We start from the raw sequence: 14,229 nt of genomic DNA on the forward strand, positions 1-14,229 counted from the left end.
GTCGGTCTAAATTATTGATTTCGAACGTGGTTTATACAATCAGCATCGGCAGTAACGAGCAACAGAAAGAGAATCTTTCGTTGGCGCGTAAGCGGTTGAAAGAACTGTTTCCCGGTATTCGTTTTTCTACGGAAGAGGAGACTAAACCGCTTTATTTCCAGCGCTCATCTTTATTTTCCAATCAGGTGGCACGTTTTATTTCCAGTAGCGATGCGGCGGAAATAACTTCTTGTTTGAAAGCTATTGAACGGGAAGCGGGGCGGATGCCTGAAGAGAAAAAGCAAGAAATAGTCCGGTTGGATCTGGATTTATTATCATGTGATGATACGGTCTATAAACCCGACGATTTAAAAAGGGATTATATTTGCCGGGGATTGAAAGAGATAGAGTAATTTAAAATGGGTACGCGGACGACGCGGATAAAGCGGACGTCCGCGTATCTATAAAATAGTAAATATAAATATGTTGAAGTTTTTAGGAATCATTCCGGCCCGTTACGCATCCACGCGTTTTCCTGCAAAACCGTTGGCTATGCTGGGAGGTAAAACTGTAATACAGCGAGTATATGAACAAGTGGCAGGTATTCTGGACGATGCTTATGTGGCCACAGATGACGAACGGATCGAAGAAGCTGTAAAAGCTTTCGGAGGTAAAGTAGTGATGACTTCTGTGAATCATAAAAGCGGCACGGATCGTTGCTATGAAGCATATACCAAAATAGGGGGAGACTTTGATGTCATTGTCAACATTCAGGGTGACGAACCTTTTATTCAACCCTCCCAATTGGAAACTGTAAAAGCTTGCTTCGATGATATTACTACCCAGATTGCTACACTGGTGAAACCTTTCACTCCAGAGAATGGATTTGAAGCTTTGGAAAATATCAATTCTCCGAAAGTAGTGCTGAATAAGAATATGAATGCACTCTATTTCAGCCGATCCATTATTCCTTATCAGCGGAATGCAGAAAAACAGGATTGGCTGAGAAATCATACTTATTATAAGCACATAGGACTATACGCTTATCGTGCTGAAGTTTTAAAAGAGATCACTTCGTTGCCGCAATCTTCGCTGGAACTGGCAGAATCGCTGGAACAACTTCGTTGGCTGGAGAATGGCTATACCATTAAAGCCGGCATTACCGAAGTAGAGACCATCGGCATTGATACTCCCCAGGATTTGGAAAAGGCTGAAGAATTTTTGAAAATATGTTAGACAGAACTATCCAGCCCCTTATTTGTGAGCCGGAACAACTGGCAGTACCATCTCCCGAATGTCGGGTGATGAAAAACGGTATACCTTTATATATACTCAATGCCGGGGATAATGAAGTGGTCCGAATTGACCTGTTGGTAGAAGGTGGACGCTGGCAACAGAACCAACGATTGCAGGCTTTGTTTACCAACCGGATGCTGCGCGAAGGTACCCGGCGTTATTCAGCCGCAGCCATTGCCGAAAAGTTGGATTACTACGGTGCCTGGTTGGAACTTTCAAGTTCATCCGAGTATGCTTATATCACTCTCTATTCTTTAAATAAATATCTGCCCGAAACGTTAGATGTTTTTGAATCTATCGTGAAAGAGCCTCTTTTCCCTGAAAAAGAGCTGGGAGTGATTGTCGACAGCAATATCCAACAATTTCTTGTAAACAGCTCCAAGGTGGATTTTCTGGCCCATCGCACTTTGATAAATGCCGTATATGGCGATACGCATCCATGCGGGCAATTAGTGCAGAAGGAAGATTATCATTTGATCAATCCTTCTGTCTTGCAATCGTTTTACGACCGATATTATCATTCTGGAAATTGCAGTATCTATCTTGCGGGGAAGGTCAGCGAAGACGCTATCCGTCGTATTGAAACTCTTTTTGGAAGTGAACCTTTCGGCAAAGATTTCCGCAAACCGGAAAAACTGTCCTATGTTCCGGTAACTTCTCCTGAAAAACGTATTTTTATTGAGCGTGCCGATGCAATGCAAAGCGCTGTTCGCATGGGAATGCTTTCTTTGGATCGACGCCATCCTGACTATTTGAAAGTCCGCGTTCTGGTTACCTTGTTCGGAGGGTATTTCGGTAGCCGTTTGATGTCTAATATTCGTGAAGATAAAGGATATACGTATGGTATATCTGCCGGCATTATGCCTTATCCCGATAGTGGACTGTTGGTTGTCAATGCAGAGACTGCCAATGAATTTGTAGAACCTCTTATCAAAGAAGTTTACCATGAAATAGACCGCCTGCAAAATGACCTCGTACCTGTCGAAGAACTTGCCATGGTGAGGAACTATATGTTGGGTGATATGTGTCGCAGCTATGAGTCTGCCTTCTCACTGGCGGATGCCTGGATATTTATTCATACTTCCGGTCTCCCGGACTCGTATGTGAGGGATGCTGTAGAAGCTGTGAAGACAATTACTCCTGTCGAGATACGCGAACTTGCCTCACGCTATTTGTGCAAAGAGACATTAAAAGAAATCGTATCCGGCAAAAAAATGTCATAAAAAAAGTGTGATACCCCTTCCTTTTAGCAGATTAATTGTATCTTTGTGCAAATACTATATAGGACGTGTAACAAGTTGCTGCATTTACACGTCTTATTATTAAAATCGCTAATTTATAATTTTCAATGAAATATCTATATACTGCACTCATTCTGGTATTCATGTCCCAAGGCGGGGCGACGGCCCAAGAAAAGAAATCCGGTTTCTTCGACAAAGTAAAAACAACTTTCTCTTCTGAAATAAAAATAGGAACTCATACCTTCAAAGATGGCTCCGTATATACGGGTGAAATGAAAGGACGTAAACCCAACGGAAAGGGTAAGACGGTTTTCAAGAATGGCAATGTCTATGAAGGTGAATATGTGAAAGGAAAACGTGAAGGATATGGTACTTATACATTTCCTGATGGCGAAAAGTACGAAGGGCAATGGTTTCAGGACCAGCAACACGGTAAGGGTATCTACTACTTCATGAACAACAACCGCTATGACGGCATGTGGTTCCAGGATTACCAGCAAGGCAAAGGTACAATGTACTATTACACCGGTGACATTTACGAAGGAGACTGGGTAAATGATAAACGTGAAGGTCAAGGCACATACACTTGGAAAAACGGTTCCAAATATGAAGGTTCCTGGAAGAATGATAAGAAAGAGGGGGAAGGTACTTTTGTCTGGAATGACGGTTGTAAATACGAAGGTGACTGGAAGAACGATGTGCGTGATGGCAAAGGAACTTTCGAATATGCCAACGGAGATAAATATGTAGGCGACTGGAAAGATGATATGCAACATGGCAAGGGAATTTACTTCTTCCACACGGGTGACCGTTATGAAGGTTCGTATGTGCAGGGCGAGCGTACCGGAGCAGGTATTTATTATTACGCCAACGGTAACAAATATGTAGGAAACTTCAAGGATGGCATGCAGCATGGAAAAGGTGTATTTACTTGGGCAAATGGTGCAGTCTATGACGGCGAATGGAAAGATAACCAGCGTGACGGTCGCGGAACCTATAAATGGAATGTCGGTGATTCATACGAAGGCGAATGGAAAAACAACCAGTTCAATGGTCAGGGAACTCTGATTATGACAGACGGAACAAAATATAAAGGTGGTTTTGTGAATGGTATGGAAGAGGGTAACGGTATACAGGAAGACAAGAATGGTAATCGTTACGAAGGCTTCTTCAAGCAAGGCAAAAAGCACGGTCCTTTTGTCGAAACGGATAAAAATGGGAAAGTAATAAAAAAAGGCACGTACAAAATGGGAAGACTGGAGTAGAATTAAAAAGATAATAATTAAAAATTAAAAGGCTGCGCAGATGATGTAACATCGCGCAGCCTTTTAATTTTTAATTTCTAATATGCGAGCAATTTAGATAATATACTGTGAACTGATAGATTCATTATTCACCACTCTCTTGATAGTTTCTGCAAACATATCAGCAATACTGAGCTGTTTAACTTTTGCACATTTCTTAGAGTAGGGAATACTATCGGTAAATACGATTTCAGTCAGACTGGATTCCTGTACACGGAAAGAAGCCGGATCAGACATTACACAGTGACTGGCAATGGCGCGTACAGATTGAGCACCGGCTTCTAACATAATGTTAGCAGCTTTGGTGATAGTACCGGCTGTATCTACGATGTCATCTACCAATACCACATTCTTACCGGTTACATCACCGATAATCTGCATGGATGCAACTTCATTTGCTTTCTCACGTGATTTGTTGCACAATACCAGGGGAACTCCCAAATACTTTGAGAATGTGCTGGCACGTTTGGAACCACCCACATCCGGCGTAGCGATTACAAGATCTTTCAATTTCAAGGATTCAATATAGGGGAGGAACACTGCCGAAGCATATAAGTGATCTACCGGAATGTTGAAGAAACCTTGGATTTGATCAGCATGGAGATCCATCGTAATCAAACGATCGATACCTGCTACTGAAAGTAAATCGGCTACTAACTTTGCGCCAATAGAAACACGAGGTTTGTCTTTTCTGTCCTGTCGTGCCCAACCGAAATATGGAATAACTGCAACAACGCTTTTAGCAGATGCTCTTTTAGCAGCGTCGATCATCAGCAGAAGCTCCATTAAATTGTCGGAATTAGGGAAAGTGGATTGAACCAGGAATACATGTGCGCCACGAATTGACTCTTCATAGGAAACTGCAAACTCACCATCAGCAAAGTGGGTGATGTTCATCTTTCCCAGAGGGCAATCAAGGCTTGCGCAGATTTTCTCTGCAAGGTATCTCGAGTTAGTTCCGGAGAATACCATTACGGGTGCTTTTTCGCTCATTTTGTAATAGATGTTACCTATTTGTTTAATACGGCTGCAAAGTTATGAATTTCCCGCTACATTCTACAAGACTTATTGTAGAAAAATCTTTTTTCTTTCCCGGATTTATTTGTAGCTTTGCTAAGTGAAACGGTTTCCTCATATACGATTGGTGGGCTTACTGTGTTTTTGCATAGTAATGATTTCTTGTGTGGGTACTGCTCCCACCAAGGAAGTACATCTTATCGATTCGCTCAACCAAGTAGCTTATTCTTATCGATATAAAGACCTGGACTCTTCTTGTCATGCTGCCACACAAGCTTATGGAAAAGTAAATTTGTATAGCCAGGGGAAGGCGGAAGCATCCAACAATCTGGGTTTTTGTGCTTTTATGCGCATGGATTTTGAGAAAGCGGAGAAGTTTCATAAAGATGTGTATAGTCTGACGAAAAATGAACTGGAACTGCTGGTTGCTGATATCGGATTGATGAAAATCTATCAGCGGACAGCCATGAACAAAGAATTTTATGACTATCGGAACAGTGCCCTCCGTCGCATGAAACGAATAGATGAAGATAACAAGCTCTTCGTAGATAAGCACGAACGGTTGAGACTGAACTATGCACGTTCCGAATTTTATATTGTTTCAGCTGTGTATTATTACTATCTGCAACAACGCCCGGAAGCGGTGGCTTCCATCAACGAAATATATCCGCAGGAAGAACTTGCGGCAGATACGAACCAGTTATTGTATTATCATTATATAAAGGGATCGGCGGCACTTTGTGATGGCGAAACGGCGGACGAACGTCGTTTGCGTGAATTCGACGAGTTGTATACAACCTGGAAAATGGCGTCCCGCGGTGGATATTTATATTTTGAAGGTAATGGAGTGCAGGGGCTTGCTAACCTGATGGCATCTCCCGATAATTATGACTTTTTTCAGGTCAGGCGTTCTCATGCGTTGAAACAGTTTGATGTACCCGTGGATTCTTTATTACCCATGCGTTTAGGACAATTGGCTTTGAAGAAATTCAAGCAATATAATGATGTGTATCAGATTGCCGGTGCCTATGTTTCTATCGGTAAGTATCTGAATGCGCATGATAACTACGCCGAAGCATTGGATACATTGACGCTTGCCTTGGAGTGCGTGAACAACCATCATCGCCGTTTTTATGATTGCCACGATAGCTTGGACTGGCTGAAAACCTATGATATACGGGATACCATTTCTTCAGAAAAAGCATGGATAGAGCGTAAGTTACGGACCGTTCCGGAATGGATTTCACGCATCCGCGAACAATTGAGCGTTACGTATGCCGGATTGGAAATGAAGCAACACTCCGATTATAATCGTAATATCTATCTGGACATTTTGGAAGATACCCGTCAGGATAAGGAGTTGGAAAGCCGCTACCAAGCCTTGGAAAGTGAAGCCCGGCAACTCAATATTTTACTCTTCTTTGTGATTGTCGGTTTCATACTGGTGGTTTTATTCTTTTGGATATTCAATAAGCGGTCTAAAGAACGTAATCATGTTCATTTGCACCGTTTGAGGCAGATGTTGGACATTTGTCAGAAAATAACCGCTTCTATTCCCACGGACGCGCAGACGGAAGAAGAAATTGTAGATGCTATTCTTTCTGCTGTGCAGACAGATATAGAGGAACTTTTCAGTGTAAAAGACATTCGGATAGAAGATGGGCAGTTGGTATTACCCAAACGTCTAACGAAGGATGAGAAGGCAATATTACATGTGATTGCTCCTTATATTACATGGGCGCTTGATAATGGTATGACTTCCATTTCGCTGGGTGATGAACGCCGCCGGTTGGAGAAAGAACGGTACGTGTACGAACAGCATATAGCCGGAAATAAACGTCAGAATCTCATAAAGAAAGCGTGTATGGCCATTGTTAACGGTATTCATCCGTATATAGACCGTATCATAAATGAAGTGCATAAACTGACGGAAAAAGGTTTTATCCATGACGAACGCATCAAAGCCGAGAAGTATCAATATATGGACGAATTGGTGACAACCATCAATGAATACAATGATATCCTTGCTTTATGGATTAAAATGAAACAGGGTAGCCTGAGCTTGAATGTAGAGACATTCGGATTGAACGAGCTTTTCGATCTGATACGGAAAGGAAGCCGTGCCTTCGAAATGAAACAGCAACAACTGGAAGTGACGCCAACGGATACCTATGTGAAAGCTGACAAGGCATTGACACTGTTCATGATAAACACGCTTGCGGAAAATGCCCGTAAATATACTCCAAAGGGAGGTAAGGTAAAAGTCTATGCAAATCTGACAGAAGAATATGTGGAAATATCAGTAGAGGATACCGGTTATGGCCTTTCAGAAGAAGATGTGACACGTATTGTCGGTGAGAAATTGTATAATTCACAGGAAATAGGCATACTGGATGCTGCTGACCGGGAAGAACTGTTGAAAAACAAAGGAAGCGGCTTCGGCCTGATGAATTGTAAAGGTATCATTGAGAAATACCGGAAGACGAACGAAGTCTTCAAAGTCTGTTTATTCAATGTAGAAAGTACTTTAGGGAAGGGTAGCCGTTTCTATTTCCGCCTGCCTACAGGAGTGCGTAAAACTTTGATGGTATTTCTGTGCATATTCTTTTCTATAGGCATGAGTTCGTGCAATAAAGCAGTGGAGGAAGCGGTGATGCAACCGGATGAAATCTACGCGCAAACCACTCAGGACTCTTTGTCGTTAGCTGCGGAAAATGAGTTTGAAGCCCTGCTGAACGAGGCGTCCGACTATGCCAATAATGCCTATTATAGTAATGTGGAGGGTGATTTTGAACAGGCTTTGGAATATGCCGATTCTGCCATGTCTTGCCTGAATGCGCATTATAAAAGGTACGCTCAGGATCCGCAGCGCTATATGTCATTGAGAGGAGAGGGAGAACCGGGTGAATTATCCTGGTGGAATGAACTTTTCAATTCGGACTTTCATGTCATACTGGATATTCGGAATGAAGCGGCTGTCGCTTTTTTGGCATTGAAACAATGGGATGCGTACAGTTATAATAATGCCGCCTATACAACCTTGTACAAATTGCTGGGTGAAGACCAGTCTTTGGAGGAATATTGTCGTCGACTGGAACGTTCTACCAATAATAAGATGGTGGGTGTTATCTTGTTTATCGGACTTATAGCTATGTTGCTCTTAGGTTATTACATCCTGTATATTCGTAAACGCCTTGTAAACCGTTGGAATCTGGAACAGGTTTTGGAAATCAATAGACAGATATTTGCTGCCTCCCTGATACAAGTTCCCGAAACAGAAGAGGCTTTGCAACGGGAAGAAGACACCCTGAAAGCTATTCCTCAACGTATTGTTGACGAAGGTTTCGATGCTGTAAATGAGTTGCTAAGCATTGATCGGTTGGGAATTGCCGTTTATAATGAAACGACGCATCAACTGGAATATGCATCAAATTCTATAGAAAATGAGTTGTCCTCTGCGGGAGATAGTGGATTATCTACGGCAGAAGATGAACTTTGGAAGGAAGTAGTTCAGCGTTGTTTTGAGGAGCACACTCAACTGTCCGCACCGGGATTTGAAGCCTTACCTTTGGTGGTGGATGCTGCGGGTGATTCGCGTTGTGTAGGTGTGTTATATCTTGAGCGGCAGGAGAGTGCCGATCAGGAGACGGCTCATTTATTGTTGGAATTGATTGCGCGGTATATAGCGATTGTGGTCTTCAATGCAGTTGTGAAACTGGCTACAAAATACCGCGACATTGAAGCGGCGCATGAAGAAGCACACCGGGCGTCATGGGAGGACGGTATGTTGCATGTGCAGAATATGGTGCTTGATAATTGTCTTTCCACCATCAAGCATGAGACGATTTATTATCCGAACAAAATCAAGCAACTCATTGGTAAACTCCGTTCAGGTATTCTCTCTGAAACGGAAGAAAAAGAGACGGTTTCAGCTATCAGCGAATTGATAGAATATTATAAAGGTATATTTACCATATTGAGTTCGTGTGCATCGCGCCAGTTGGAAGAAGTTACATTCCGTCGCGGGATGATTTCCGTACCGGAGTTGTTTGTTTTAGCAGAAAAGTATTTCCGTAAAGCGAATAAGGGAAAAGGGTTTGCTGTATCTTTCTCTACAAGAGCTATTGATGAAAGAGTGGTCGGAGATTTTATCCAACTTCGCTTCTTATTGGAGAATCTGATAGACGAAGCTTTGTCCGTCCCTCTGGATGGAAAAATACATTTGGCAGCAGCAGTAGACGGAGAATATATTCGTTTCCTTTTTACGGATATGCGAAGGACGAAAACCCGTGAGGAGTTAAATCAACTTTTCTATCCAAACCTGGAACGTATGACGGCAACAGGAGAGAAAGGAGAGTTGCGAGGTACGGAGTATCTCGTCTGCAAGCAGATTATTCGCGACCATGACGAGTTTGCCGGAAAACGTGGCTGTCGCATCAATGCTGAACCGGCTGAGAATGGTGGATTTACTGTTTATTTCACGATACCGAGAAGAAAATAAAATTAAAGAATATGGAAGACAAGAAATTCAAAGTAATTATTGTAGAAGACGTCAAGCTTGAACTGAAAGGAACGGAAGAAATCTTCCGCCATGAAATACCCAATGCAGAAGTTATCGGTACGGCCATGACCGAAAGCGAATTCTGGACATTGATGGAAGCCGGAGTCCCCGACTTGGTATTGCTGGATTTAGGCTTGGGTGGTTCTACTACCATTGGTGTGGATATCTGCCGGAATATCTTTAAGCGCTATCCGGGAGTACACGTACTCATATTTACCGGGGAAATTCTGAATGAAAAGCTTTGGGTGGATGTTATGAATGCGGGTGCTGACGGCATTATTTTGAAAACAGGTGAGTTGCTTACGAAAACAGATGTACAGGCAGTAATGGATGGAAAGAAACTGGTTTTCAATTACCCCATTCTGGAAAAGATTGTAGACCGTTTCAAACAATCTGTTGCGAATGATGCCAAACGTCAGGAAGCGGTTATCAGTTATGATATCGATGAGTATGACGAACGTTTCCTACGTCATCTGGCACTGGGGTATACCAAAGATATGATTGCCAACCTGAAAGGTATGCCTTTTGGAGTCAAATCCCTGGAAAAGCGTCAGAATGATTTGGTAAACCGTCTGTTTCCACAAGGAGAGCGGGTAGGAGTGAATGCAACCCGCCTGGTTGTGCGTGCTCTGGAACTCCGTATTCTTGATATAGATAATCTGGAAGCAGATGATGAATAGCAAATGGCGTTTACCGCATCCGGCAACAATGTTTCTCTTGTTGACGCTGGCTGTCATTGTCCTATCATGGATATTTGACATTTACGGCCTGAGCGTGTTTCAACCGCAAACAGGAGAGGAGATACGGGTACAAAGTTTGCTTAGTCCGGAAGGTATTCGTTGGCTGTTGCGGCATGTGGTTACTAATTTCACGGGGTTTGCTCCGCTGGGATTAGTGATTGTGGCTATGTTTGGTATCGGGGTGGCACAACACTCGGGTTTTATAGATGCTTGCATCCGCGGTGGGGCACGTCGTAAGCATAATCCATGGCGCATGGTGATACTGGTTATCTTCTTGGGATTACTTTCTAATGTAGTAGGGGATGCAGGGTACATAATCCTATTGCCAATAGCAGCGACCTTGTTCCATTCGGTTGGGCTGCATCCGGTTGCAGGCATTATCACGGCATACGTTTCTGTTTCGTGCGGGTATAGCGCTAACCTGATGCTGAGTACCTTGGACCCTATGCTTGCTGCCAGTACCCAGGAAGCTGCGGATATGGCAAATGTATCACCTGGAAATACAGGACCGTTATGCAATTACTATTTCTTGTTTGCATCCACTTTCTTGCTTGCTTTTATTATTTATCAGGTAACCCGCCGCAATCTTCTACCAGCTTTGGGCGAATATGTTGGTCATATTCGTTTCAATGGTTATAAGCAATTATCCCGCAAAGAGCGTCGTGCTATGATAGGTGCAGTATCTATCGGGGTGATTTATACAACCGTGATTCTTTGGGCTACTTTCTCTTCATGGGGTATTTTGCGTAGTGTGAATGGTGGTCTGATCCGTTCTCCTTTTATAGAGGGCATTCTGTTTTTGCTTTCTTTTGGTATCGGACTTATGGGGATGGTTTACGGCTTTGCTTCCGGTCGTTATCGTACAGATGGAGATGTGATTGAGGGGCTTACTCAACCTATGAAATTGTTGGGTGTTTACTTTGTCATCGCTTTCTTTGCTGCTCAGATGTTTGCGTGTTTCGAGTATTCTCATTTGGATAAATGTATAGCCATTATGGGAGCGGACATGCTTTCGTCTATTCATCTTGGGAGTTTATGGATACTCATTCTATTTATTCTCTTTACAGCACTTGTGAACCTTATTATGGTCTCTGCCACTGCCAAGTGGACTTTCATGTCCTTCATCTTTGTTCCATTCTTTGCCAATATGGGGATTTCTCCGGATATGGTACAATGCGCCTTTCGTATTGGTGACAGTGCCACCAATGCCATCACTCCTTTTATGTTCTACATGCCTCTTATCCTTACTTACATGCAGCAATATGATAAGCAAGCGACCTATGGTTCGTTGCTGAAATATACATGGAGATACTCTCTATATATATTATTAGCCTGGACTTTGTTATTTATTTTATGGTATGTAACTGGTTTACCATTAGGATTATAACATCTACTCGGATATAAAAGCAGCTATTTACAAAATATTTTCTGCGTAAAATCTTTGCAAATTTCACAGAAAAGCGTACCTTTGCACCGCAATTAAGGATGGTTCCGTAGCTCAGCTGGATAGAGCAACGCCCTTCTAAGGCGTGGGTCTTGCGTTCGAATCGCAACGGAATCACATAATAAAACCGCAAATAGTTTATAATAGGGCTTTTGCGGTTTTTTTGTTTTAAACGTAATCAGTTCTTCATACTGCGTACGTCATAATTTCAATGCCCGGCGTATGAATACTAACGAAATAGATAAGTTGAGCCTCGTAAAAGCCCATGCTCTGTTTGATACTGGTGATATAAGTCGTATCGAAATAGGGACGGTAAAAGGATTATGCGATATACACTGCTATTTGTTTGACGGTTTGTATGAATTCTCTGGAAAGGTGCGTACTCTAAATATAGCAAAGGGAAACTTTCGTTTTGCCAACTGCATGTATCTTGATGTCATATTACCTGTAATAGAAAAAATGCCCGAAACGACATTCGATGAAATAATCGCAAAATATGTTGAAATGAACATAGCCCATCCTTTTATGGAGGGAAATGGAAGGACTATGCGCATTTGGCTCGATATGATATTAAAAAAGAATCTTAAAAGAGTTGTTGATTGGCGGAATGTGGATAAGTATCTGTATTTGCAAGCGATGGATCGAAGCCCGATTAATGACTTGGAACTGCGTACTTTACTGTATCAAGCACTCACCGATCAGGTAGATGACCGGGAAGTAATATTCAAAGGGATTACTCAATCTTATTATTATGAAGGCTATGAGCCATAGCCCAATTCAAGGTAGATTGTTTGTACAACTGCCTTCTACCTTCACATAATACATCTGATTCCCTCTGCCCATCTTTCGTATTAATCCTTTTTCCACGAATATTTTCAAGTCCTCTGTGGCCTTCCACTTCAGGCGTCCGGTTAAACTTGTATAGATGGATCGTGTGATAAAACCATTTTGTTCCAGATGCATCATCATTCGCCTTTCCAGTTCTTCTATATTTAACTGGCTGGAAGTGCGAAAAGCACGTTCAGGTACACGTTCTAATTCGCCTGCCGACTTCATTTTGAATTGTTTTGAAGCTCTGAAGCTTACCCCATTGAAACGAATGGAAGCAGCACGGATATCTGTTTTCTTAGCTACCATGCGTGATGCCTTAATTTTTCCGGCAAAGTAACCGAATTCACCAAGTTCTACACGGTATCCTTCACCGATGTAGCGTGCAGTTGTATCCATAATTATACTTAGTGCTCCCTCCAATTCACCTACAGTGTAGCCGGTTCCATACGAGGCCCTTTCCAGTAATTTGCGTGCAGAGAGTGTGCCGCTATATACTATGCTCGGGTAGAGTGTTTCCTTTTCACCCTCTTTTGTTGTGAGGGCGGGTTTCTTTTTCAGATCATAAAATGCCATGAGTTGCTTTATTTAGATATTCTTTTACTGGTGAAATTAAATTAGGATGGTACATAAATTAACTTCATACAGCGCGATAACCAATTCCTTTTTATTAATAAATGTAGTCAGTTGATTATATCAGACTTATTGAATGCTTATAATCAGCCAATAAGTTGTTTGTTACCAACCTATCAGCTGTTTATAAACATCCTATTTCATTTATGCAGTAAAGGTATTTAGTTTATTGGATAAAAGCAATTAAATTGTAGATAGTTTCGAGTTAATTCTTTAAAAATATTTATCTGAAGAGTAACCGGTGGTGTATAGTACAGCCTGAAATGACAGTGTTTAACATTCAGTTCCTCTTGAAATTTACGTAAAATAACATTTGTTACAGCTGTCCTAAAAACTACAAAAAAGTTAAAATGGTTTTGCTTCTATAGCTATGAACACTAATTTTGGGATATCAACTTTTAAAAATTAAAGCACATGAAAAAATTTTTGTTATCCATTGCACTTTGTTGTGCAGCAACTAACTTTTTTGCACAAACAACGGAACCTGGAAATCTAATTAACGAAGGAAAGGCAGCACTCGAAGCCAAAAATTACCAGGAAGCATTTACAAAATTCAGTACCTACCTGACACAGACAAACAATCAGGACTCTGTTATCGCTTACAACTGCGGCGTTTGTGCCGATAAAATCAAAAAACCGGATGAAGCTCTCAAGTACTTTGATATTGCTATTCAAAAGAAATACAATCTGGGAAATGCATATGTAGGTAAAGCCGGTGCATTGAAAGATTTGAAAAAAGACAGTGAGTATCTTGCTACCCTGAAAGAGGGTATAGAAGCAGCTCCGGAAAACAAGACACTGAAAAGACTTCATGCTAATTATTATCTGAATGCCGGTATCAAGGCACAAAAGGCTAATAAACTGGATGATGCTGAAGAAGCATTCAAACAAGTATTGGCTGACGATGAAAAGAACACCAACGCATTGTACAGTTTGGGTACGCTTTCTTATAATAAGGCAGCTTTAGTTCTGAAGAATGCAGCACCATTAGCTAATTCTGATAAAGCTAAGTATGATGCACAGAAAGAAATCGCTGACAAAAACTTCCAGAATGCTAAAACGTATCTGGAAACTGCACTCCCTTTACTCTCGGCAGACAAACCTCGTGAAAAAAGTATGATAGATAATATTAAGAAATTATTGCCGCAAATTGAAGCACAATTGAAGTAAACTATCAGAAAATGAA

The 14,229-nt window shown here is 41.7% G+C and carries 11 protein-coding genes and 1 tRNA gene; 10 read left to right on the forward strand and 2 right to left on the reverse strand.

The window, feature by feature from the left end; translation table 11 throughout:
• Window positions 1–26: 26 nt before the first annotated feature.
• The 4 genes from DW036_RS11635 (at window position 27) to DW036_RS11650 (ending at window position 3,781) form a co-directional block, all read left to right on the forward strand.
• Entirely contained in the window at window positions 27–392 is a 366-nt protein-coding gene (locus DW036_RS11635; RefSeq protein ID WP_118464876.1) for a 2-amino-4-hydroxy-6-hydroxymethyldihydropteridine diphosphokinase, read from the forward strand.
• A 73-nt stretch (window positions 393–465) separates the two neighbouring features.
• The gene (kdsB, locus tag DW036_RS11640; protein ID WP_118464877.1) at window positions 466–1,215 is read left to right on the forward strand and encodes a 3-deoxy-manno-octulosonate cytidylyltransferase; all 750 of its coding nucleotides are present in this window, start codon (window positions 466–468) and stop codon (window positions 1,213–1,215) included.
• Complete coding sequence (locus tag DW036_RS11645) at window positions 1,209–2,498, forward strand: pitrilysin family protein (RefSeq protein ID WP_118464499.1); 1,290 nt, start codon at window positions 1,209–1,211, stop codon at window positions 2,496–2,498. Before kdsB ends, DW036_RS11645 begins: the two co-directional genes overlap by 7 nt.
• A gap of 125 nt (window positions 2,499–2,623) precedes the next feature.
• Window positions 2,624–3,781: a phosphatidylinositol-4-phosphate 5-kinase gene (locus DW036_RS11650; protein ID WP_118464501.1), complete on the forward strand. Its 1,158-nt coding sequence runs from the start codon at window positions 2,624–2,626 to the stop codon at window positions 3,779–3,781.
• A 93-nt stretch (window positions 3,782–3,874) separates the two neighbouring features.
• On the opposite strand, the gene DW036_RS11655 is transcribed toward DW036_RS11650, so the two are convergent.
• Entirely contained in the window at window positions 3,875–4,813 is a 939-nt protein-coding gene (locus DW036_RS11655) for a ribose-phosphate pyrophosphokinase (protein ID WP_187374604.1), read from the reverse strand.
• 178 nt (window positions 4,814–4,991) lie between these two features.
• Here DW036_RS11655 and DW036_RS11660 point away from each other — a divergent pair, with 178 nt between their 5' ends.
• The 5 genes from DW036_RS11660 to fic all read left to right on the forward strand — a co-directional run bounded on the left by DW036_RS11660 (window position 4,992) and on the right by fic (window position 12,353).
• Complete coding sequence (locus DW036_RS11660) at window positions 4,992–9,338, forward strand: DUF5113 domain-containing protein (protein ID WP_118464503.1); 4,347 nt, start codon at window positions 4,992–4,994, stop codon at window positions 9,336–9,338.
• 11 nt (window positions 9,339–9,349) lie between these two features.
• Window positions 9,350–10,078, forward strand: coding sequence for a DUF5932 domain-containing protein (locus DW036_RS11665; RefSeq protein WP_118464505.1), 729 nt, complete (start codon window positions 9,350–9,352; stop codon window positions 10,076–10,078).
• A complete protein-coding gene (locus DW036_RS11670; RefSeq protein WP_118464879.1) occupies window positions 10,071–11,525 on the forward strand; it encodes an AbgT family transporter in 1,455 nt (484 codons plus the stop codon). Before DW036_RS11665 ends, DW036_RS11670 begins: the two co-directional genes overlap by 8 nt.
• Window positions 11,526–11,625: 100 nt before the next feature.
• Window positions 11,626–11,699: transfer RNA gene (locus DW036_RS11675), tRNA-Arg, on the forward strand.
• A 105-nt stretch (window positions 11,700–11,804) separates the two neighbouring features.
• Window positions 11,805–12,353: a protein adenylyltransferase Fic gene (gene fic, locus DW036_RS11680; protein ID WP_118464507.1), complete on the forward strand. Its 549-nt coding sequence runs from the start codon at window positions 11,805–11,807 to the stop codon at window positions 12,351–12,353.
• Window positions 12,354–12,359: 6 nt separating this feature from the next.
• On the opposite strand, the gene DW036_RS11685 is transcribed toward fic, so the two are convergent.
• The gene (locus DW036_RS11685; RefSeq protein ID WP_118464509.1) at window positions 12,360–12,986 is read right to left on the reverse strand and encodes a DNA-binding protein; all 627 of its coding nucleotides are present in this window, start codon (window positions 12,984–12,986) and stop codon (window positions 12,360–12,362) included.
• Between the two features lie 471 nt (window positions 12,987–13,457).
• Between DW036_RS11685 and DW036_RS11690 the strand changes: the two genes are divergently transcribed.
• Window positions 13,458–14,213: a hypothetical protein gene (locus DW036_RS11690; protein ID WP_118464511.1), complete on the forward strand. Its 756-nt coding sequence runs from the start codon at window positions 13,458–13,460 to the stop codon at window positions 14,211–14,213.
• Window positions 14,214–14,229 lie beyond the last annotated feature (16 nt).

It is taken from the genome of Bacteroides sp. AF39-11AC (assembly GCF_003474285.1).
Taxonomy (GTDB): Bacteria; Bacteroidota; Bacteroidia; order Bacteroidales; family Bacteroidaceae; genus Bacteroides.